The sequence below is a fragment of the Promicromonospora iranensis genome, from assembly GCF_028994805.1.
Classification (GTDB): domain Bacteria; phylum Actinomycetota; class Actinomycetes; order Actinomycetales; family Cellulomonadaceae; genus Promicromonospora; species Promicromonospora iranensis.
Window position 1 is genome coordinate 96,800 of the sequence record NZ_JAJQQP010000017.1, and the last position, 21,935, is coordinate 118,734.

A 21,935-nucleotide genomic window follows, 5' to 3' on the forward strand; every position below is an offset into this window, starting at 1 on the left:
TCCATGGACGAAACGACGGTCATCGAGAAACTGGCGCTCCGGGACGGATTTGCCGGCCAGCGCATGTTCGTCGTGCCGCGGCCCACGGTCCACGCAGCACTCGCACGACCCGTGACCAGCCGCCTCCTGGTCACTGACGCCGGATTGTTCCCTCACGCGGCGCACCACGGACGTCTGCGCGAGGGCGGCGCGAGCCAGCACATCCTGATGCTTTGCACCGGCGGCACGGGCTGGTGCCGAACGCCCGATGGACGGTTCGCCGTGCAGCGCGGCGACGCGGTCCTCCTGCCCGCCGCCGTCCCTCACGAGTACGCGGCATCCGAGGACGACCCGTGGACGTTGTGGTGGTTGCACTTCGTGGGCCTAGACTCCGAGGAACTGGTGCGCACGGCACATCAGGCCGCCGGCGGTCCGCTCTCTCATCTGCGCGACCCAGCACCCGTCGCCGGGCTCGTCTCGCAGGTCATCGACGCCCTCGACTCCGGCACCGCCGGAGGTCTTGTCCGAGCCACCGGCGCTGCGTGGAACGCACTGGCACAGCTGATCGCGACGGGTCGCCGCACCCCGGGCCCCGCCCTGAGCCCTGTCGAGCAGGCCGTCGAGCACCTGCGTGCCACGACGCCCCGACGCACCTCGGTCGAAGCACTGGCCGCGATGGTCGGGCTCAGCCCCTCCCAGCTCAACGCCGTCTTCCGACAGCAGATCGGCGTACCACCGCTGCGCTACCAGAGTGATCTACGCATGGCCCGGGCGCGCGAACTCCTCGACAGCACGGAGCTCGCGATTGCGGCGATCGCGTTCCGCTGCGGCTATGACGACCCGCTCTATTTCTCCCGCCAGTTCACCCGGACTCACGGCCTGGCGCCCACGGCCTACCGGACAAGGACCAAGTGAAACCATCAGAAGCACAGGCCAGCGGCTGCCCATCCGGATGCCGCGCCCACGACAGAGGCGGCGCCTCTCATCACCATGTTGTGCGAGTGAGACGCGCGCAAGGAATGCTCGGTCGCGGCAGTGAAGCAGACCGCTGTCGACCATGACCCGTGAGCTCGACGGCGCTCGTGGTCCGAGCCAGGGGGCGTCGAGCTCGGACCACCCGAGGCCAACGATCACCTGCCGACACGGAGAGCACCCGATGGCAACTGACTACGATGCCCCGCGCAAGACAGCCGAGGACGAAGACGTCGAGCACGAGTCGATCCAGGAGCTGAAGGCACGCCGCCCCGACGAGGCGTCCAGCGTGGTGGATCCCGACGAGACCGAGGCGCTGGAGAACTTCGAGCTGCCGGGTGCCGACCTGTCCGGCGAGGAGCTCACCATACGAGTGATACCGCCCCTGCCGGACGAGTTCGCGTGCTCCTCCTGCTTCCTCGTGCACCACCGCAGCCAGCTGGCATACGAGGACGCCGGCCGGCTGATCTGCACGGAATGCGCTGCTTGAGTATCCGCGTTTGACCGAACCTCGGCTCCATCGAAGACCTTCGCACGCGACGCGCCGCCACAGCGGTCCTCAAGCTCGTCGGTGGTCGCGGGGTGTCGAAGGTTCGGACTGCTGATGCCAGCGGTCCAGCAGGGTGGGAATCTCGCCGAGCAGGAACTCGTAGAAGTCGTGCATCTGCGTCAGGCGCTGATGGGCGGGATCGCTGCTTGCCGTGGTGGCGATCCCCGCAGCCGCCGCCTGGAGCATTGCCTGGATGACGGCGTTCTGGCTCGTGAACAGGGTGGCCCAGGCGTTCTCGCGGAGCTGGTAGTGCTCGCGGCGGCTGCCGGGGGCGGGGAGGCGTTCGATCAGGCCGACTGTCAGCAGGGACTTGATGGCGCTGGAGACAGAGCCTGCGCTGGCCTCTAGCTGCTCGATGATCTCGCCGGCGGTGACACTTTCCCGGTCGGTGAACAGGAAGACCGCCAGCGTACGCGCGGCCATGCGCTGCATGCCGCCCTCGGTCAAGGTCAGGGCCAGCTGTTCGGCCGCGAGCCACTGTTCCTGCCTGTCAGTCATGTGCGCCTCCTCATCGGGACAGAATAGCTGACATGCAGAGTGTTCAGTAATTTCTGAACATACGGTAGGTTGCTCACATCGAACTGCAGCGGTGACCGGCCAGGACCACCGGCATCCGTCAGCCCTCCGGCTGCCCCTCACTCCAGGAGCATCAATGAAGTTGCTTGTTCTCGGCGGCACCCACCACGTGGGCCGCGCCATCGTAGAGACCGCACTGGAACGCGGCGACGAGGTGAGCACGCTCAACCGCGGCCTCAGCCGCAACCCCGCCCCCGGCGTGCGGGCGCTGCTCGCCGACCGCACCGACACCGAGTCGGTGCGGCGGGCACTGGTGACGAGGAGTGGGACGCGGTCATCGACACCTGGGCCTGGGCGCCCGGGGCGGTGCGCGACAGCGCCCGCCTGCTGGCCGGTCGCGCAGGGCACTACGGGTACGTCTCCAGCCGCGGCGTGCATCGCTGGCCCTGGCCTGCGGGTGCCGACGAGCAGGCGCCCCTGGTCGATGGAGACCCCGACAGCATGGACGCCATCGATTACGCCGCGGCCAAGCGCGGCGGCGAGCTCGCCGTCCTGGAATCCTTCGACGAGCGGGCGCTGCTGGCCAGGGCCGGGATGATCCTCGGCCCGTATGAGGACGTCGGCCGCATACCGTGGTGGCTGCGCCGCCTGGAGAGGGGCGGCCGGGTCGTGGCCCCCGCCCCTGCCGACACACCGCTGCAGTACCTCGACGTCCGGGGCCTGGCCGGGTGGATGCTCGGGTCCGCCGAACGCGGCCTGAGCGGCGCCTTCACCGTGACCGGCCCACCCGGGGCGATCACCCTCGGCGACTTGCTCTCCACGGCTCTGGAAGTCACCGGCTTCGACACCGAGCTGGTGTGGGCGCCGCCGGAACTACTCCTGCGACATGGCCTGCCGCTCGGCATGGAGCTCGGGATACGCATGCCGGACGGCAGCGCGCCGAGCGGCATGCATGACGCCGATGTCAGCGCCGCCCTGGCCGAAGGGCTCACCACGCGCCCGCTGAGCCAGACTCTTGCCGACACCTGGGCCTGGCTGCAGACCGAAGGCGACCCGGTCCCCCGCGCCGATGCACCTTCCCCCGACACCTGGCTGGATGCCGCCGCCGAACAGCGGCTGCTCGACCAGCTCTCACACTAAGGAAGGACCACCCGCCATGCGCGCCATCATCATCGGAGCCGGCATCGCCGGCCTGGCCACCGCCCTGCGCCTGCACCAGATCGGCTGGGACACCCTCATCGTCGAACGCGCGCCCGCCCGGCGCGGCGGTGGCTACGCGGTCACCTTCGGCGGCATCGGCTACGACGCCGCCGAACGCATGGGCATCCTGCCCGACCTGCGAGCCAAGTCCTTCGAGACCACCGAGCTCGTCTACCACAAGGGCGACGGCTCTCGCCGCTTCGCCCTGGATCGCGCCACCATCGCTGCCACCACCGGCGCGCGCTCGATCACCATCCTGCGCGGCGACCTCGAAGCCGTCCTGTACGACGCGGTCCGCGACCACGCCACGATCCGCTTCGGCACCACCCTCACCGCCGTCGCCCAGGACGAGCAGGCTGTCCGCGTCACCCTGAGCGACGGCACCATCGAGACCGCCGACTTGCTGATCGGCGCCGACGGCCTGCACTCGGCCACCCGCGCCCTGCTGTTCGGCCCGGAGGAGGACTTCCTGCTCGACCTGGACCACAGGGTCGCCGTCTTCATGCTCGAGCAGCGGCCAGCGGCCATCGCGCCCGGCGCGACCGGCACCCTGTCATCGCGTGGCCGTACCGCGGCGGTCATCAGCGTCGGGGACGACCGCAACGTCGCCTTCTTCGGCTACCGTGCCGACCACGCCCTCCCGGACGAGGACGTCACCACCCAGCTGGAACGCATCTACGGTGACCTCGGCTGGGTCATACCCGAAGCCCTCGCTGGGCTCGAGCGGGCCGATTCGGTCTACTTCGACACGATCAGCCAGGTCGTGGCACCGTCGTGGAGCAGCGGCCGAGTGGTGCTGCTCGGCGACGCGGCCTGGTGCGTCACCCTGTTCGCCGGCTACGGCTCATCACTGGCCGTCGGCGGCGCCGACCGGCTCGGCACCGAGCTGGCCGCCCACCCTGGCGACATCCCCGGCGCGCTGCACGCGTGGGAGGCAGTTGTCCGGCCCGAAGCCGAGCGCAAACAGAGGCTCGGCCGCCGGGTCAAGGGCGTCTACGCTCCGGCCAACCCCCTGCTGCTGTGGCTGAGCCTGCTACCCCTGAGGCTGGCCACCCTTCCTCCGGTCCGCCGGTACATGACCCGCCGCTTCATCAAGGGCTGAGGCGTGGGCACCTGGCCGAGCGGGCGGCCAGGTGCTGTATCGCGGGCTCGAGCCCCTACCGGAGAACCTCCCCCGTGCTGATCCGAGATCGGAGAAATCCATGAACGACCGCATCACGATGCCCGCGGCCACCGCCCCGTCCCGGGCATTCCCGCTGCTTCGAGCGCGCCGGTCGACGAAGCGGCTCCAGCCGGATCCGATCGACGTGGCGGATGCCTCGGAAGCGTTGTGGGCCGCGGCGGGGGCGACGGGGAATGGTCACCGCACGTCGCCCTCTGCGCACGCGATCCATCCGGTCTCGGTGACGCTGATCGCCGGGGCGGTAACGGGGCTCCCGGCGGGGGCGTACGGCTACGAGTCGGCGGATCATGCGGTCGCGCTTCGCATGTCAGGGGACCACCGGGAGAGGGTCGCTACGCTGACGCTCGACGCCGACTGGCTCGCAGTCTGCCCAGCGCTGCTCGTACTCAGTGCGGACCTGAGCGCCGCGAGGCGGCGCTTCGCACATCAGTCGATGGAGCACGGCGAACGTTTCGTCTGGATCGAAGCGGGCCATGTCGCACAGAATGTCTACCTGTGGGCAGCGGATCGTGGTCTCGGCACCTGTCTCGTCGCCGGCCTCGATGACGATCTGGCCCAGCGCACCGGCAGCGATCTTCTTCCTGCAGAGCATGCACTTCTCGGGATCCTCCCGCTCGGGCTGGTCACGTCGCCGTGACCGGGACCCGCTACCGTGCTCCTGCCTGGGATCTCATGTGCTCCGACCGCCCTCGTCTCCCCACTGCCAGGAGGACCCCATGACCATCGCCGTCTCCCCGCTGATCGTCCCGATGATCGACGACGTCATCCACCTGATGGACCAGGGCGCGCCGTACGTCACGACGCGCACCGCGTCCGACTACTGGGTCTACGCCACCCTGTTCTCCTCCACCTGCCACATCGCGCGCATCGACGGCGCGCTGGCCGGCACCGTGATCGCGTTCCGTCACCAGGACGACCCCGACGAGGTGTATGTCCAGGACGTCATGGTGCACCCCGCCTACCGGCGCACGGGCGTCATGACAGCGTTGCTGGCCGACGTCCGCGCCCAGGCGGAGCAGTGGGGGTGCCGCCGCCTGTGGCTCACCTCGGAACCGGACAACCAAGCCGCCGACGCCGCCTGGAGGGCGCGGGGATTCTCCACCGTTCCCGGCGAACGGGAGGTAGACGGCGTCCAGGTGGTCTCCGGTCTCAAGGGGCCGGGCAAAGATCGCATCGTCTACGAGCTGCTGCTGGCCTGACCGGAGCACAAGACAGCCGGACCTACGGCCTTGCAGGTCCGGCTGTCCGCGATGTCCTGCGACATCACACTCACTTCCAGCGGAGCGTGGACCAGGCCAAGGCGCAAGTACCTGACTCGAAGCGGTCGCTTGGCGCTCCGGAACTGGACTCATTGATGCTCCAGTGAAGATCCGACTCGACCTCGGTCAGTCGAGGCCTTCGACGATGCGGAAGTCGCGCTCGAAGCCGTCGGGGAGTTCGGCCAACGCCTTCTGGTAGGCCGCACTCGCGCGTGCGGCGACCGCCTGTTCGAAGCTGTCGAACTCGATCAGGACGACGCGCTCGGCGATTCCGGCTTCGTGTGCGTCGACCCGGCCGCCGACGCTGGCGAGCACCTGCCCGCCCGCGGCCGTGACGGCCAGACCGGCCAATTCGTTGTAGACATCAAGCCTCTCGGGATCATCGATGGTGGGGTAGACGCTGACCCAATAGCCCTTGGGCATGGAACCTCCAGTGTCGGGATGGTGCTTCGGATTCCGAAGCACTGTGGTGATGTGCGAAACTACCGTTTCGGAATCCGAAGCACAAGAGTTGATGGAGAGTCATGAACGCGTCGCCGACGCCCATGCCGGGCCGGCCGGTCCGCGGTTCCGCCACGGGACGATCGTTGATGGCGGCACTGGACCTGTTCGGGCGTCGCTGGACTCTGCGCATCATCTGGGAGCTGGGGAACGAGCCGCTCGGCTTCCGGCTCTTGCAGCGGCGCTGCGACGGCATGTCTTCAAGCGTCCTGCAGCAACGGCTCACAGAGCTCCAGGAGGCCCGGCTCGCCGAGGTGCTGCCCGACGGCAACTACACCCTCACCCCGCTCGGCCACGACGCCCGCGAATCCCTCGGTCCGGTCATCGAGTGGTCGCGGCGGTGGGCTGCCGAGCTCGCCGACGCCCCGCCCTCTGCCGCCGAGGGTGCCGACGACGGCTAGCGCAACCGGTTCTGACAGCGGTCCGCGCGCGGGACACCTCAGATTCTCGGCTCGTCACCACAGACTGGAGACCACGGACCATGACAGAGTTCCCCTCACGGGCGGCGCGCACCGCCGGCGCCGCGGCCCTGGCCGAGGATGAGTCGGGCCAGGACGTCACCACCGCGTGGAGCGTTGCCGAAGGCCTGGCGATGCTGCTGACGACCGACCCGGTGCCATGCCCGAGGTAGTGGTCATCGACGCGTGTCAGCGTCAGGGCCGGGGCGGCAGCCCGACCGCAGTTCTCGACGAAGCGTCGTTCACCGACGAGGAGCGACGCCGCATTCCCGGGGAACTGGGCACTTCGCACGCCGTCTTCATCCGTGCCACCGGAGTTGAGCGCGGCCTTCCCTCGTACTCGCTCCGGTTCTTCACCGCCGAAGGCGAGCTGCCTGCCTGCGGCCACGGCACCGTCGCGGCCCTGGCGCTGCTCGCCACACGCGAAGGCGGCAGCGGCTACCACGCCGTGCTGTGTACGACGAGCCGCAGCTTCGAAGGCTGGGCCAGCCGAAACCGCGACAGCGTGACAGCGTCGTTCGACCCGGGCCCGGTGAACCTGCGCGTCGCCCAGGCACCCGAGCTCAGGGCGGTCACAGCCGGCCTCGGCCTGGCTGACGATGCCGTCGTCGGCAACGCCTGCGTGGCCTCGAACGGGCGACCGAGGCTTCTCCTGCCAGTCCGATCGCGCGCCGCGTTGGCCGACCTTTCCCCAGACTTCGCCCTGCTACGTGCCGCCTGCGACCGTTACGGCCTGTTGGGCTGCTACGCCTACTCGATCCCGGACCGGCACGGCCGGGCAGCCGCTCGGATGTTCGCCCCGTCGATCGGCGTCCCCGAGGACATCGCCAATGCCAACAGCACAGCCTGCCTGGCCGCGCACATGGCCGGATTCGGCACGGACCGCCTCACCATCGACATGGGCGATCTCCTCGGCAACCCATCCACCATCACGGCAACCATCGACAAGACCCACCTGGACCACCCGGTCCGAGTTGGGGGCCAAGCGACCATCGCACGAACAGTCGTGCGTGAAGCTTGAGGTTTGACGTCCGCCTTCCCACCGCGCCTCACCCCGGTCTGTGGGACTTCAGTGGGACTTCGGGTGGCCTCCCCAAGCCACTCGCATCCACTTCCGTCTCACGGGCCGGAAGGAGAAACAGCAGGTCGGGCGGCATTTCCCCAGTTCAGGGACCTGCCGCCCGACCTCCTCGATCCTCAGACGTTGCTTCCGACGTCTGAGCCTGCGGTTCCACTGCGGGCGCGTGCCTCGTTCCTCGGCCCGCACCCTGCGCTGCACCTCCGGCTCAGACGTTGAACTGTGCATACCGGTCCTGACCTGGAGATTTGTCGTCGGCCGTCGGCCGTTGGGACTTCCCTGGGACTTGAGCCGGTTGAGGCTTCGAAATCGCCGGCAAAGATCAGCCGACACGGTGAGCGGCCCACGTGGGACTCCTCGCCGACTCGCACGACAACCGTCGTGCGAACGTTCAGGATAACGGCGGAGTCGCGACGGCAGCGAGGGCGGTCCGCTGCCCGTGGTCCCGCTCATGACAGCAGCGTGGTGATCGCATCACGGATTCTCCGACGCAGGTTGTCGTCCTCCCAGACGAGGCTGTCCCAGCTGCCAGAGGTGACGATGCGTGCGTCCTGCTCCCAAAGCGCGCGCAGTCCGGGAACGGCGTCGGTTTCGCCCATCTCGGTGAGCAGATCTGCGGCATCGATGCTGCCCCACGGGCCCGCGATCTCCTCGAGGAGCAGCGGAACAAGACCTGCCGTAGCAGTGCCGGCATGCCAGAGCACACGGGCCGCCGGAACCCGTGCAGCGCCCTGGAAGGGCTCAGTGCGTTCTGCGAGACCGCGCAACACTGGGACAAACGGTCCGAGGAGTTCAGGCGGAAGCTCCACCGACAACTCGGCCGCTCGGGCCGCAGGCCTCTCCCCCGCTCGCAGCACCGCGTCCAGGGTCGAGGCCACGGCGTCGATGTCCCCGACCGCACGCCAGACGATGCGGGCACTGGCGACCTGGAGCTCACGGTCCGGGTAAGTCTCGGCAGCGTGCCCCGTCAGGTGTGTTCGCAGGCGCGGGACCAGGGACGCCGCGTCGGGTCCCGCCTCTGCGACCAGGTTCAGATCCCAGTCGGTGAGCCGATGACCGCTGTCCAGGAGCCCTGCGGCCACCGCAACGAGCGGCGCGGGATCCTCACACAGCTGGTGCAGGGCGTGAGCTGCCCGCAGCGCGGGAAGCCCGGCCCCGTCAGCCGCCGCACGGAGCGCAGCCTCAGCGTCACGGGCTGCCGGGCCGATCGCGGCCAGCGCCATGGGAACGGCGTACGGAGCCACGGGGAGCGCGTCGACGAGGACGTCGAGGGCAGGTGCCGCAGCCGGCCCCCAGCCCCTGAGGACTGCGATGAGCGGGGCCGGACCGTCCGGCCAGCCTGCGGGGGTCGCCCACTCGGTGCGCTCGCTCGCCGAGGCATCAAGCACGGTCGCCAGTCGGTCGCGGATGACGGTCAGGGCGTCAGGGTCGAAGGACGGGACGTTGTCGCCGAGCAGCCGCAGCGCGTCCGGCGACTGGCCACGTTCCCATGCAGCGGTCAGCGCTGGAATGACGCGGTCGTCCCCGAGCCGAGCCAGGACGACAATCGCCATGTTCGCGGGACCGCGGTGGTCAGAGACGTCACCGAGCGCCAGGTGCGCCAATTCCGGCGCCAGGCTCGACGCCGCGTGACCAGCATCGGCAGCTGCAGCGACAGCAGCCGCCACGACGCCCGTGTCGTCGTCGGCCAGAAGCTCGCGGAGGTGCCCAACGGAATCCCGCGCGGCCGACCGGCTGGCACGTGAGCGGAGGGCGAGGTTCTCCGCCTGACGGACACGACTCTCCGCGGAGCCAGTCCCCATCTTCGTGACAACAGTCCGCGCGGCAACGGCGTCGAGGCGTTCGATCACACCGTCGAACCGCCTGAAGGACTCCGTCCAGGCGCCGTTCCACTCCGCTTCCCGTGTGATCGCGGCCGCGAGGTGTTCCAGCGCCTCGCCAGGCACCGCGCGCCCGGCATCGAGGAGCACATGAGCCGCAGCAAGCGGAACCGGGAACGGATCTCGCAACGCGGCCTCGGCCACTGGGAGGGCGACAGCAGGCTCGACAGCGCACAGGCTCAGCACAATGCCCGCCTGGACCTGCGGGTCGTCCTCTACCTCCCGCCGCGCGACCAGAGCGGACGCAGCTTTGTCACCGCCACCCGTGTGGGCGACTGCGTAGGTGGCAGCCTCACGGACCGCCACTTCGGGGTCCTCCAGCAGCGGCAGGAGCGAGTCCGAGTGGGCTCGCAAGGCCTCCCGGACCGCGGGCAGAGCGCTGCCGTCGCTCATGTTCGGATCTCCGAACGCACCCAACGCGAAGCACAAGGCATCCCGGTGGTGAACGGCACGACCAGCGGCCAGGTCCACGATGAACGGCACCGCAACCGCAGTCACGGGATAGACCGTCCCCTGGTGCCAGATCGAGGATAAGAACTCATCGAGCGCCTCACCCGCAACCCCCTTGTCGGGCGAAGCGAGCCCACGCAGAATCTCGGCCGCATCGCCCGCAGGCCCGTAGGCCCCGCCCAAGCCTTCCCAGTTGATCGTGTCCAGGTCCTCAAGCACCGCGCGAGCCTATCCGCTGACCACCGGCCGAGGCCGACATCCGAGCGATGGCGAGACGTCGACCAACCAGCCAAGACCCTGGGGCGCAGGTGTCAGCCGCATCGCCGGGACAACCTGGCAGGACGGTGGTGTCGGGGGCGCGTCGACCGGCAACCGTTGATGGGGTTGTAGGCCATGTCAATTGTTACTAGGCGGGCACGGCGGGCTGCGATGGCGGTAGGTTCACCGGCATGGCTGGGATCGCATGAAGCGGAGCACGAATGGCGGCGGGATGAGAGTGCTCCGCGGCGCACTTTGGCTTGTGCTCATGGTCGCCATCGCGGTCGCCGTAACGATCACTCCGGTTCTGCAGGGCCGTGTCCCGGCGGATGGATCGATCTGGACAGTGGTACGAAGCAGTTGGTTTCTTGCTGCCGTCGCCGTAGCGGTCGTGATCGCGGCTGCAGGCATGCTGCAGGTCCGGCTCCAGGGGACGGCATCCCCACACATGCCAGAAAACGCTGGCAGCGTCGGCGAAGGCGCGGCCACTGCGCAGCGAGTGGCAACACCTCACCTGGTTGCAGCTGGCAATGGTGTGTCCAACGTCGGCCAGGACGGGTCGTTTTTCCGCGGGCGACGTGCCGCATTGCGGGAAATCAATGGATGGTTGTCTGCGCCCGCTACCGATCAGGTCAACCCACGAGTCCTGATCGTGACCGGGTCACCAGGAACGGGAAAGTCCGCAGTCCTCGGCCGAGTTCTGATGGCAGCAAACGACACGTCGCGGAGCGTCTCAGACGACCAGCTCGACGAGGTGGCGGCGCCACCAGGTTCGATCGGAATCGCAATCGAAGCAGCTGGCAAGTCCCCACTGGATCTAGGTCGGCAGATCGCTCAGGCCGTGGGACATGACATCGAGGAAGTCAAGGAACTCGCCGCCGCCTTAGCCTCGGCGCATGGTAGCGGCGACAGGTCGTTGACGATCTTGGTCGATGGTCTCGACGAGGCGGCCGCATCGGGTGCGGGCGATGTCGTCAGTAGCGTGCTGCGGCCGATCTCTCAGATGGAGGCCCGCTACGGCATCAGGCTGCTGCTGGGCACACGTGCAAGTCATCGCGGGGACGACCTGATTCACCCATTCCCCGGCGCTCTGACGATTGATCTGGACAGCGACCGGTATTTCGAGGTCGAGGATCTTAAGCAGTACGCGTTGGCCCGGTTGCAGCAGGACCGGCCGGACAACCCTTACCTGGATGGCGGCCTGGCCGGTCCCGTCGCGGACGAGATCGCGGTCCGTTCCAACCGGAATTTCCTGGTGGCTGGTCTCATCGCACATCGGCACGGCAAGGATGACGCAGTTGCCGTGGACTCCCCAGACGTGCAGGTGCCGGCCGACCTGATGGACGTGCTGCGAGACTATTTGCGTCGCGTGCCGCTCCTCGGTGGGCTGCCAGCGCGGCAGATTCTCAAGCCCTTGGCCTACGCCGAAGCACCAGGATTACCGGTTGGCCTGTGGAGCGCTGCGTTGAGGGCGTTGTTCGGGATCGAGACGAACGAGCTGCAGCTGAGGACATACGCAAGAGAGCTGGCCCGTGACTATCTGATCGAAACCGTACCGGCCGCCTCTGACGGGCAGCCGGTTTACCGCATGTTTCACCAAGCGCTGAGCGACTCGCTAGTGGGCGTCGATCCGTCTGTCCCGGAGTCCGTCTCGGACAACGCGAGGATCACGACAGCGTTCCTCGGCGCAGCACCGACCGATTGGTCCAGCGCCCCTCCATATCTGCTGCGCTCGTTGGCCAGCCATGCCGCAGCAGCGCGGATGCTTCCGGAACTCATCGAACTGCTCGAAACGAGCAACTATCCGCTGCACGCGGACCTCGCGCGCTTGCAGACCGCGCTACAGGCTGATGACTCCGAAGGAGTAACTCGATATCGGCGCTTGCTGGGACTGATGCCCGCGAGCGACGGGATGGGGCCAGCGGAGCGGGCAGCTGCATGGTCCGTGACTGAAGCCTTGCGGGGCGTGCCCACAGCTAGGAACAGGTTCGCCGTGATGGCCAAGGAGTTGGGAGCCTCCCATGCCGGTGCCTGGGGTGCGGCGTGGACGTCCGAGGCCATGGCAAACGTCTTGACCGGCCACACCGACGTCGTGTTGTCCGTCGCGGTGACACCGGACGGACAGACCGTCGTGACAGGTAGCGGCGACGGAACGGTACGTATCTGGGACTTGCAGGCCGGCGCTCCATCGGCTGTTCTCTCCAGTCACATCCGCTTCGCCGCTTCCGCAGTCGTCTCACCAGATTGTCGGCACGCCATCATCAGCAGCGAAGACGGCCAAGTACTCGTGTGGAATATCCAGACTCGCACCCACCGAACGGTGTTCGTCGCCGGCGATATCGGCGAGACAAGCTCGTTAGCGGTGACACCCGATGGCGGACGCTTGGTAGTCGGCCGCTGGGCGGTTCGGTACCAGGATCTCCGAACCGGGGACAGAGAGACGGTGCTCGACCAACACGTCGGGGCGATCCGACTGGTGACCTCGGACGGCCAGCATGTTGTCACCGGCGGCTACCACTCCTTTCTTGACGAGGGTGAGTCCAACGATGACGGGGTACCCCTACAGGTGTGGGACCTTGAAACTGGCACCGAGCGAACGGTGCAGGCCGGGCAGATCGACAGGATCGGATCGATCGCCGTATCACCTGATGGGCGATTCGTCGTCTCCGGAGGAGGCGAGAAGACCATGCGAATCTGGGACCTGAAGACCGGGATCGAGCGGACTGTATACACAGAGCACTCTTCCCGTATCGGGTCGATCGCTGTGGCGCCCGATGGGCGCCACGCCGTCATCGGAAGCTACGACGGGACTCTGCGACTGTGGGACCTCTTCACCGAGACGGAGCTCACCCGGTTCGCCGGCCACACCGACGTTGTGCGCTCTGTTGCTGTTACCCCTGACGGCAGGCGGGCAATTTCGGGCAGTGACGATCACACGGTCAGGGTGTGGGATCTGCGCGTGCGGGACGCGCAATCCATCCGTGTGGGCCACACTGACATCGTCCGAGCGGTCGCGCTGACATCGGATCAACGTCACGTCATTACCGGTAGCAGCGATGGAACCGCACGGGTCTGGGATCTGCTAGACGGCACCCAGCGGGTCACGCTGACTGGCCACACCGGCTGGGTGCTGGCAGTGGCCACGGCGCCAAGCGGGCACGCCGTCACCGCCGGCACAGACGGCACCATTCGAGTGTGGCATCTGAAGACCGGGAAACTTCTAGCCACCCTCATTGACCGGATCCACGTCGTATGGGCGGTGGCCGTGTCACCAGATGGACGACACATCGTCTCCGGCAGCACCGACGGAACTATCCGGATCTGGGATCTGAAGAACCGGAAGCTGAGCGCCAAACTGATCGGACACACGGACGTTGTGGCAGCTGTTGCGACAACCCCGGACGGACAGCAGGTGGTCTCGGGTAGCGCGGACAGAACAGTGCGGGTTTGGGATATGAAGTTACATACCCTGCAGGCCACACTGAAAGGTCACACTGGCGCCGTCCGAGCTGTCACCGTTACGCCGGACGGGCAGCACATCATTTCGGCCGGCGCTGACAGGACCGTCCGGATCTGGGACCTGGTCGACAAGACCCTAAGGGCCACCCTGATCGGTCACACAGACGCAGTAGTAGCCGTCGCGGTGACACCGGACGGGAAACACATCATCTCGACCGGCCCCGATCGAACGATCCGGACATGGGACTTGAACAGGCAGACCGCACTGGACGTGATCCACGCTCCAGACCAGGTCCAAGCAGTCGCCACGTCAGGGAGTCGCATGTTGCAGGCGTTGACAAGCGGCGTACTCGCGATCGACATCTCAAGACGGTCCGGATGACGTCAGGGCCCTCTGCCAGCGTGTGAACCGGGGTCGAGCGCGCGTTCGCGATCACCTGCACTGTCCACTACCTGGCGAATCCCTGCCTGGGACGTGGGAGGGGTCGAGCTGCAGTCCGACGGCGGCTCGCGCAATGTGCTGAGGCGATCATGGGCACCGCCCCAGTACGACTGGCTAGAAGTCCCGGGTGGGTTCTTCTTTCTCGACTCAGCGCCCAATGGAAAGCACACCCCTGCTGGATCGTCACCGATCCTAGCGTCGCGCACACGGACCCGCAGGCCAGAGCGTGCCGCGGCCAGTGCCAGGGAGGAATACGCCATCGCATCGACGGCGCTCAGCCCATGCGTACGGTGTCACCTATTCGTGCAGCAGTCCCGCTCACAGCAGGTCCCGTTCACCCGTGGTCCCGCGTTGTCGGGATGGACTCGGCGTTGGCGCCATCGATGAACTTGATGAGCGCCCGCACATGCACCGCTAGATCGTACAGCATCGGAACCTTGCTATCCCAGCGCTCGACGGTCTCGCGCGCGACTCGCACCTTTGACACAGACTCTAGACCAGTCTTCGCCTTGGCCAAGGGGTTCTCGTACTTTCCCGCTGCCTTCGGCGTCGCCGTTCGGTGAGCAGCACGCAGAGCCTCCGCGAGCAGATCTGCCGGCACATAGTTCTCGACGGTGTATCCCTCGGTGATCCAAATCAGCCCGCCCTCGCCTTGAAGTTCTTCCCGGATCCGCCGCTTAGAAGCGTTGAGACGCTTCCCCTTCTCGGTCCGATCAGAGTCAATGACGATCGCCATGTTGCGGTTGAGCCGCCGCAGTTTGATGAACTCATCAAGCATCTCGTCGTCGACATCCTTCGTCGTGAGGTGGTTCAGCAGCCCACCGCCGTAGAACATGATCGAATAGTGGACGCCCTCCACCAGCCGGTCACTTACTGACTGGCGGATCCAGTGGTTGATATAGATCCGGTCAGATGGCCCCTCGACCCAGATCACCGCATTCGCCTGCACGATGTCCGAAGCTTTGTACCCCAGGTCAGCACAAATCAGGGACCTGTCCATCGGCGTGATCGCAGGGCTGACGCGTGTGCCCTCTGGCGACCACGTCGCATGAAAGATCGTGGCGATACTGCTGTTCACCAAATGAGCCGAGTGGGTAGCGATGAGGTACTGGTTGTTGGTCTTCTCATCCAAGTAGCGCAGCAGCTTGCGCTGCAGGACTGGATGGAGGTGGATCTCCGGTTCTTCGATGCAGATCAGGCGCTCCTGGATCAGCGTCGCTGCGGCGGCCATGATCACAACCTGATGGATTCCGGTGCCGAGGTTTTCTAAGGGCAGGACAGTGTCCCCGCGGACTACGTTGAGGGTTCCCCCCTCGCTCGGTACCTCCAGGATGATGCTCGGGTCGTCGAGAACACCACGCACGAAGTCTGTGATCTGGGTCCAGAGTCGCCGCGCTTTGTTCTGTACTGCTAGAGGGCGGTCCAGCTTCCGGAGCTCATCAATGAGTCCAGACCCGTCATAACGTTGCTCGCCATCGATGGGGGGCCCGATCTGTCGGAACGCGTCGATCGTTTCGACGCGTACGCTGTCGTCGGGCTGGAGCGCTGTAAGTAGGGCCATCGTTCGCGTTGCGGCGACGCTCGATTGGCTCCCCTTGTACTCCGGCAACAGCTGCGACAACGCTCGTTGTGCGTGGATGTCGAGGCCGGCCGCGGTGGCCTCGATACCGTCGGTTTCGAGTCGCCACCCCCGACGAACCCACCTGCCGCCGCCTCCGGAGAGGTTTCCCTGTATCTGCTCGAAGTGTGACCACACAAGGTCATCGTCCGTCCCTGGGACCCGAGTTGTTCGCACGATGTCGACCAGGTGGTGGGGTTGGTTGACCACCTGGAATTTCTCCGCGAGATCGTCGTCTGAAACCCTTCTGGCAACCGCCATGCGGAGCAGGGGTGCCTCCGCGAGATCGACAGGCCTGTCCAGTTCCTCCAGTTCGATCCTCTTACCGGAGCACAAGAGCTGAGCGAAGCGCAGCACGTTGGACTTACCGACGTTGTTCTGGCCCACGATGAGGTTGACCTTGTCCAGAGGGCCGACGTACTGCATCTCGCTGCCGAACGAACGGTAGCCCGCGATGCCGAACCCCATGAGTAGCTCCATGAGCAGCCATCCTGGCAGCGGCTGCTCGTCGTGAACAGCTATAGCGGTCGGACCCAGTGACATCACAGTAACGTGATGACTTGGTGCGCGGCGGTCGAGGCGAACGCGGCAAGAGCGGCAGGGCGAAGGCTATTATGGCCTCTGCTCGAAGATTCCGCCTTGGGTAGGAGATGGTCGCGTCCGGTCCTGGCGTGCACGTGAAGTGCGCTTCTATGGTTCCCGAAGTCGATCGACTTCGGCTCGCCCTCGGTGATGCCGGATGCGGACCTCGTTGCCTTCGTCGGGATTGCGGCCTGGTCCGATGAGGACGGTGGATCTGTCATCTGCGAGGAACGTACGGAAGCCGGCCTTCCGACGGGACAATGCTGCGTACGCAGACAGCCCCAACCTGGTTCAGCCGGTCGACTGAAGCCGCACCCTTCACTGGCTGCCCGACGGCACCATTTGGGCGGCAGGAGAGCCGGTGACATCGTGCGGCCGGATGCTGCTGGCCTCGGTGTCGGGACGGGGACCTGGCACCGTCTGCTATTCGAAGCATGCGATATTCCTTGCGACAGCCGAGCACGGGTGCGACTGACGTACTGCGGGTCATTCGGTTACCGCAGGCCTGACCCCGTGCCCCGCGTCCGCGCCCCCACTGTCAAGCAGCGATAACGGGTCCCCTGCAGGTGAGCAGCTCTGGCGCGCCGCAAGTACGCAACTGCGTCAGCGGAGTCGCTTCCCGCACGTGTCGAGCCCGACAGCCACCCCTCGCCGTCGCGGAATCACGTGACACAGTGAGCGCCCCGGCATCAAGCCTCCAGCCGACCCTGGCGAAACCCGGCAACTCCGAGTGCCATCGCGATTTCCCGTGGCTCAGCACCCATAACGGCCTCCATGATCGCAATCCCCACGGCCTCAGCCTTGCGGTCGTTCAGTTAGGACGGAGTCGGAGGGGTGGTCAGATCAGATGCCCACGACCATCTCGTGATTGCCTTGCGCATCGCCTCACGGACACCTTCAGCCGTCGCGCGCCCCTCCTGGACGTCACGCCAGGCCCGGAAGAGGTCGCGGGTGTCGATCAGGCAGCCGTCTGCGCTGGTCAGAGGCTTGAGGTCGAGCTCGTTAGGAATGGCCTTCTCGCGCGTCGAGGGGTCCTTGGTACGCCACCCGTTGACGATGTGCCACACCACATCCGGCGCTCTTCTGTGCTCGGCGGCGTACGCGACGGAGGGGCGGCCGGCGATCTGGGAGACGTCGGTGACCTTCGCGCCCTTCGTGTAGCCCTTGACCTCCGCGAGACACGCCCAGCCACCATCGGTGACGAGAAGGTCCTCGAGCTTGGCACCGGTCTTCTGGTCATGGTGGTCGTCCCGGTCCTCAACGGTAAACCCGAGGTCGCGCAACAGTGCGAGGACAGCGGCGACGAGGTCCGCGCCGTCGCTCGTCAGGACGCGTTGCGGCCCAGCCGCGGCGGTCACAGCGGCCTGGTCCAACGCCGTCTTCGCCGCCACTTCCTGAGTAGCCAGTCGCTCGAGCGCGGCCACACGCTCAAGGGCGATCGCGCCGAGCTCGCCTAGCGACACCCGCATGTCAGGCGTTGCCCACGCCTCTCGGCGCTGCCAGTCCGGTGGAGCCGGGAACCGGGTCGGCTGCAGGCCGCGGAGGTAGTCGATGAACGCTGACAGCCACTCCCCATGGGAGGTCACGTAGTCAGGGAGAGCGAGGATGAGCGCGCTGCCGTACGTCGACATGATCCCCGCGTACGGAGCCCGCTCCGCACCGATGGTGGCGATCGCCTGGAACCACTCGCGTGGCTGGCGGCCAAACACGTCCCGCGGTGGCGCGGGGGCAGGGCTCACGATGGTGCGATCGACGAGCGACGCAAACTCAGCGGGGCAACCCTCGTCGCGTTGAACAACCCGGGCGTGTGACTCATGTTGGCGTATGGCAGTGATGCCCGTCCCAGTCTTCGCATTCTCGAACCGCTGGCCGCCAAATGAGAGCACGTTGACCCCGCTCGGGCCTTCAGGCTCGCTGTCGCACGACACGATGAGATCCCAGTCGGTCGGGTGGATCGCGGGGACATCGTGCCCCAGGCGGCCGATGGTGGGGGCGTAGCGGGTCAGAGACTCGAAGAGCTCGTCGGACACCGACTCGAACAAGATCCGTGGCCGCGGGGTGTCGTCCATGACGCCGACGATAGCGGGCTACACCGACACCTTTTCGCGGTACGTCCTGGACGAGGTAGACGATGCCCGGAGCGAGTGCCGTCAAGCAGGCGAGCAACGACCGGTTCAGCCCGCCCGTCCGTTCCCGCACCGCACGAAAATTTCGGCATCTCGCGAAACACAGCATGTCGCGTCCGAGCCCGCAGCTCTCCCTGCCCCGCGTCGACCCTGCGAGGGCACGTCCCCCATCAACGGGACTTGCAGGGTCTCGTCATGTTCTCGCATCTTGGCATCGACGTATGTGTGATTGCGATTTCGCGCGCCTCAGCACCCAATGGAAAGCACACCCTGTTGGATCGCCACCGATCGTAGCGTCGCGCAGGCGGACCCGCAGGCCAGAGCCTGCCACGGCCAGTGCCGGGCAGGAGCACGCCATCGTATCGGCGACTCTCGGCCCCCACGCGTCCGGTGTCACCTATCCGTACAGCGGTCTCCGTGCGACTGCCGGCCGCACAAGGTCACTGGCCTACGGACCAAGTGTCGAGCATTCACGACGCAACCAGGAGGCTCGGTCCGGGCGTGAGGCAGTGGCGCGAGTGTGCCGCCACAACAGCCGCATGGATCGAATGGGTCAGATCCGCAACTTGCCGGACGGCGGCACCGGGGCCACCGCCTGGACGACTCCTAGGGCGTGTTGCTAAACCGCTTCCGTTCGTTTCATTGCCATGCGCGAACGTGGTGGATCGTGGCGGACTTGGGATAGTTGCCGCCGCGTGGTCCGATCTCGAAGAGGTCAATCATGAGGAACAGCGGATAGTCGGGAGCCTGTTGGATGCGCCGCAGCGCGCGGCCTTGGCACCCGATCACAGTTTCATCCTCGCCCCAGACCACCGTCCAGGTGTGGGGTGAGGATGCGTTCAAAGGGATCGCGACCTCGCTCATGTCGGTGGTGAGGTGTGGGTCGTGGTGCGCTTTGATGCCGGTGCGGACCACTGTGGTTTCCCCGATGGAGTCGGAGTCGATCTCGAAGATGCAGATCTCGCCGGACTCTGTCGGGGATCTGTGCTCCGTTCCGATGAGCCATGCCGCGACCATGCAATTAGCGTCTTGGCTCGCGGAAACGGTGATCTCGACTCGTCCGCGTGAGGGTGTGAACAGGAGCCGTTGTGGTGTCTCGGTGCGGACGTCGAGATCGACGCGGTGGCGATGCGTCCCGAGTGCGGAACCGACTGGCCCTGAATAGACACCGGTCTGCAAGTTCGAGACGCGCAAAGGAGCATCTTCGAGGCGCCAATCGGGCTGGTCAGAGTCGATCCGCAACTCGACTCCGTCCGCAACGACCTCGTAGTGCGCTCGCGCCCGCTCAGAGGTCGTCCACTGCGGCAAATAGCTCGCAATCCACCGTTTCGAGTTCAGGCCCGCGCTGAAGTCGTCGTCGAAGTCCGGTTTACGGTTCGGTGCGGCAGGAAGGCTCTCCGGCGAGTTCGGCATGAGAAATGATTGCACGCGGCCCAGCCAGTGCAGGGTCGAGGCGAGGCAGAGACCGGCATGGCAGTTGCGGGCGACCTTGTCTGGTCGCATGGCGATGCCGCGCCATTGCTTGAGCATTCGACAGCTCAGCCATGGCGGTCGTGGGGCCCAGTTCTACCCGGGCTGCTGGCCAGTCGTTCACCGTGCTCGTGGTGGGCCCTTCAGGTGTCGGGAAGTCGACACTCATTGGCTCGTTGAACGAGATCCGACCATCGCGCGCCGATGCACACAACGCGGCAACGAGAGCCAGCACCGAAATCCCGTCCGTGCACGCCAGTACAACGCCGCAAGACCTCGGCCACGTCGAGCTCGCGGACAACACGGACGTGCACTTGGTCGCGGTTCCAGCCCAGCGGCGCTTCTGGGAACCACGGCTCTCCGACAGGTCGGTCGGCATCCTCATGGTGATCGACACCCGGCACTTGGAAGACAGCTTCGAGCTCCTTGACCAAGTCGAGCTGCGAACACGCCTCCCGTTCGTGGTTGTCATCAATCGATTCCCCGATGCGCCCGACTACTCGGAGAAGCGCGTTCGAGACGCCCTAGATGTTGGTCGCCGTGACGTTCCATGTCGTTCCCCCGGCGACGGCCGCCGGCGTGGGGGGTGCGGTGCTGTAGTGCGCCTCGGTGTGGTCCAGACTGGCACCGCCCGGGAATGGGCTCTGCAGGACGTCGACCTTTGTAACGTGGACCGTTTGTGTCCGACCGTTCGGCAGTTCTTGCTCGATACGGTCGCCCTCCTGGACGTCCGCGTCGACGGGGAGCGCGTAGCGATTGGTGAGGTCCATCGCGCGCATGGGTAGCCGCTGCTCGTGAAGGCCGGTACCTCGCACGACGGTAATCTGGAGGTTGTAGTTTGGCGTCATTACCGGATCGTAAAAGCCGCCTCCGACACACCGCGAGCGTCGGCACCAACCTCACTCGGGGGGTTCGCGCCCAGCGCCGGATCCTGCCGCCTGCGGCTCGCCACGTGCTCACCGGCCGCCGCGGACCCGGTCGGCCGGCGGTCCGGGGCTCGACGGCCGACTGCTGTGCGAAGCCCCAGAATCCCGCCATTCCAAGGTAGACCCGCCCCGCGCCCACTCGACAGCGCGCACCCGCTTGTTTATTCGGGTGTGCACGTTGTGGGAGCCCTGTTCGTCAACATCGCTGGCACCTGACCCGTGCCCGAAACACGGGCCAGGTGCCAGGTGCCAGGTGCCAGCGAATCAGCAGCTACGACGGCGTGGGTAGCTGAAGGTCTACACCGGTTGCACCCTTGGGGCGAGCAGTCACCGGTCTGCCGGCCGATTACCTCTCCGGCGGCGCACGCGCTCGGGCAGCTTGCTCACCCGGCACGCGGGCGCTGTCCACCAGCTCGGAGACCGGTTGGGCCGACGTCCAGCGAGCCGCCACCGGTCCGGCGGCCGACTACCTCTTCGAGAACATCTGGGGGTTGCCGGCGTACTGCACAGAAACGGGGTTGGTTGGCGCGCCTCGGTTCCACGGGGGCGTTCCGGTCCGCAGACTCCCGGGCCCACTGCCTCCTCGCCACCGCCCTTGCGCCACCCTCCTTGGCTGGGATACAAGGAAGTGAACGCTCTCCGCGTGAGCCGCTGTCCGCATGCAAGCCGGCTCCTCAAATGGACAGCGAAACCCATGGCCGTATGACGCCGTTTCCTATTTGAGATATTCGGCAACGTAGAGATTTGTCCACAGGCTTGTCCACAGGGTGGTGGTTTGCCCTCCTCCTCGACACCGCTGGATGTGAGGCATAGTGCGGATTTTTGGCGTCTCTACGACCTGGCTCGAGCACGCTTGAAGGCGAGCCGATAGGCGCTGGCGGGCCGATTTCCCGAGCACTCCGTCCACAGAGGTGGTGCGGGGCCCGGGTGGTGTCGGTCGTCCGGGTTATCTTGATTGCTGAAAGGCGAAGTCCCACATGAAGAACGACAAATTTGTCCACCGACACGGCCACCCCGGGCCGGCACAG

General features: G+C 66.5%; 17 protein-coding genes. 10 read left to right on the forward strand and 7 right to left on the reverse strand.

The annotated features are described in order from the left end of the window. Window positions 1-3 precede the first annotated feature (3 nt). Window positions 4-894: a helix-turn-helix domain-containing protein gene (locus LUM46_RS24420; RefSeq protein WP_274997682.1), complete on the forward strand. Its 891-nt coding sequence runs from the start codon at window positions 4-6 to the stop codon at window positions 892-894. Window positions 895-1,135: 241 nt separating this feature from the next. After that, the gene (locus LUM46_RS24425) at window positions 1,136-1,441 is read left to right on the forward strand and encodes a DUF4193 domain-containing protein (protein WP_274997683.1); all 306 of its coding nucleotides are present in this window, start codon (window positions 1,136-1,138) and stop codon (window positions 1,439-1,441) included. 69 nt (window positions 1,442-1,510) lie between these two features. Here LUM46_RS24425 and LUM46_RS24430 read toward each other — a convergent pair whose 3' ends face one another. Next, window positions 1,511-1,999: a GbsR/MarR family transcriptional regulator gene (locus LUM46_RS24430; protein ID WP_274997684.1), complete on the reverse strand. Its 489-nt coding sequence runs from the start codon at window positions 1,997-1,999 to the stop codon at window positions 1,511-1,513. Between the two features lie 519 nt (window positions 2,000-2,518). Here LUM46_RS24430 and LUM46_RS24435 point away from each other — a divergent pair. The 4 genes from LUM46_RS24435 (at window position 2,519) to LUM46_RS24450 (ending at window position 5,599) form a co-directional block, all read left to right on the forward strand. Next, complete coding sequence (locus LUM46_RS24435) at window positions 2,519-3,157, forward strand: Rossmann-fold NAD(P)-binding domain-containing protein (protein ID WP_274997685.1); 639 nt, start codon at window positions 2,519-2,521, stop codon at window positions 3,155-3,157. A gap of 16 nt (window positions 3,158-3,173) precedes the next feature. Next, window positions 3,174-4,319 carry an FAD-dependent monooxygenase gene (locus LUM46_RS24440; RefSeq protein WP_274997686.1) on the forward strand — a complete coding sequence of 382 codons (1,146 nt, stop codon included), beginning with the start codon at window positions 3,174-3,176 and terminating at the stop codon, window positions 4,317-4,319. 100 nt (window positions 4,320-4,419) lie between these two features. Beyond that, window positions 4,420-5,037, forward strand: a complete 618-nt coding sequence (locus LUM46_RS24445) for a SagB/ThcOx family dehydrogenase (protein WP_274997687.1) — start codon at window positions 4,420-4,422, stop codon at window positions 5,035-5,037. A gap of 79 nt (window positions 5,038-5,116) precedes the next feature. Then, window positions 5,117-5,599 carry a GNAT family N-acetyltransferase gene (locus LUM46_RS24450; protein ID WP_274997688.1) on the forward strand — a complete coding sequence of 161 codons (483 nt, stop codon included), beginning with the start codon at window positions 5,117-5,119 and terminating at the stop codon, window positions 5,597-5,599. 186 nt (window positions 5,600-5,785) lie between these two features. Here LUM46_RS24450 and LUM46_RS24455 read toward each other — a convergent pair whose 3' ends face one another. Further along, window positions 5,786-6,082 carry a DUF1330 domain-containing protein gene (locus LUM46_RS24455; RefSeq protein WP_274997689.1) on the reverse strand — a complete coding sequence of 99 codons (297 nt, stop codon included), beginning with the start codon at window positions 6,080-6,082 and terminating at the stop codon, window positions 5,786-5,788. Window positions 6,083-6,183: 101 nt separating this feature from the next. Between LUM46_RS24455 and LUM46_RS24460 the strand changes: the two genes are divergently transcribed. The 3 genes from LUM46_RS24460 to LUM46_RS24470 all read left to right on the forward strand — a co-directional run bounded on the left by LUM46_RS24460 (window position 6,184) and on the right by LUM46_RS24470 (window position 7,639). Continuing rightward, on the forward strand, window positions 6,184-6,561 hold the full coding sequence (locus LUM46_RS24460) for a winged helix-turn-helix transcriptional regulator (RefSeq protein WP_274997690.1): 378 nt from the start codon (window positions 6,184-6,186) through the stop codon (window positions 6,559-6,561). 80 nt (window positions 6,562-6,641) lie between these two features. Beyond that, complete coding sequence (locus tag LUM46_RS24465; RefSeq protein WP_274997691.1) at window positions 6,642-6,791, forward strand: hypothetical protein; 150 nt, start codon at window positions 6,642-6,644, stop codon at window positions 6,789-6,791. Further along, window positions 6,779-7,639, forward strand: coding sequence for a PhzF family phenazine biosynthesis protein (locus LUM46_RS24470; RefSeq protein WP_274997692.1), 861 nt, complete (start codon window positions 6,779-6,781; stop codon window positions 7,637-7,639). The genes LUM46_RS24465 and LUM46_RS24470 overlap by 13 nt, the downstream gene beginning before the upstream one ends. Window positions 7,640-8,145: 506 nt before the next feature. Here LUM46_RS24470 and LUM46_RS24475 read toward each other — a convergent pair. Beyond that, window positions 8,146-10,245, reverse strand: coding sequence for a hypothetical protein (locus LUM46_RS24475; RefSeq protein ID WP_274997694.1), 2,100 nt, complete (start codon window positions 10,243-10,245; stop codon window positions 8,146-8,148). A 307-nt stretch (window positions 10,246-10,552) separates the two neighbouring features. On the opposite strand from LUM46_RS24475, the gene LUM46_RS24480 reads away from it, so the two are divergent. Next, window positions 10,553-14,125 (forward strand): hypothetical protein, encoded by a 3,573-nt coding sequence (locus LUM46_RS24480; RefSeq protein WP_274997695.1) that lies wholly within the window; start codon window positions 10,553-10,555, stop codon window positions 14,123-14,125. A 394-nt stretch (window positions 14,126-14,519) separates the two neighbouring features. On the opposite strand, the gene LUM46_RS24485 is transcribed toward LUM46_RS24480, so the two are convergent. From LUM46_RS24485 to LUM46_RS24500, 4 genes are all read right to left on the reverse strand, one after another. Further along, on the reverse strand, window positions 14,520-16,283 hold the full coding sequence (locus LUM46_RS24485; RefSeq protein ID WP_274997696.1) for an AAA family ATPase: 1,764 nt from the start codon (window positions 16,281-16,283) through the stop codon (window positions 14,520-14,522). 917 nt (window positions 16,284-17,200) lie between these two features. After that, window positions 17,201-18,454: a hypothetical protein gene (locus tag LUM46_RS24490; protein ID WP_274997697.1), complete on the reverse strand. Its 1,254-nt coding sequence runs from the start codon at window positions 18,452-18,454 to the stop codon at window positions 17,201-17,203. Window positions 18,455-19,150: 696 nt separating this feature from the next. Beyond that, window positions 19,151-20,041 (reverse strand): hypothetical protein, encoded by an 891-nt coding sequence (locus LUM46_RS24495; protein WP_274997698.1) that lies wholly within the window; start codon window positions 20,039-20,041, stop codon window positions 19,151-19,153. A gap of 464 nt (window positions 20,042-20,505) precedes the next feature. After that, window positions 20,506-20,829, reverse strand: a complete 324-nt coding sequence (locus LUM46_RS24500; protein WP_274997699.1) for a hypothetical protein — start codon at window positions 20,827-20,829, stop codon at window positions 20,506-20,508. Between the last annotated feature and the right edge of the window lie 1,106 nt (window positions 20,830-21,935).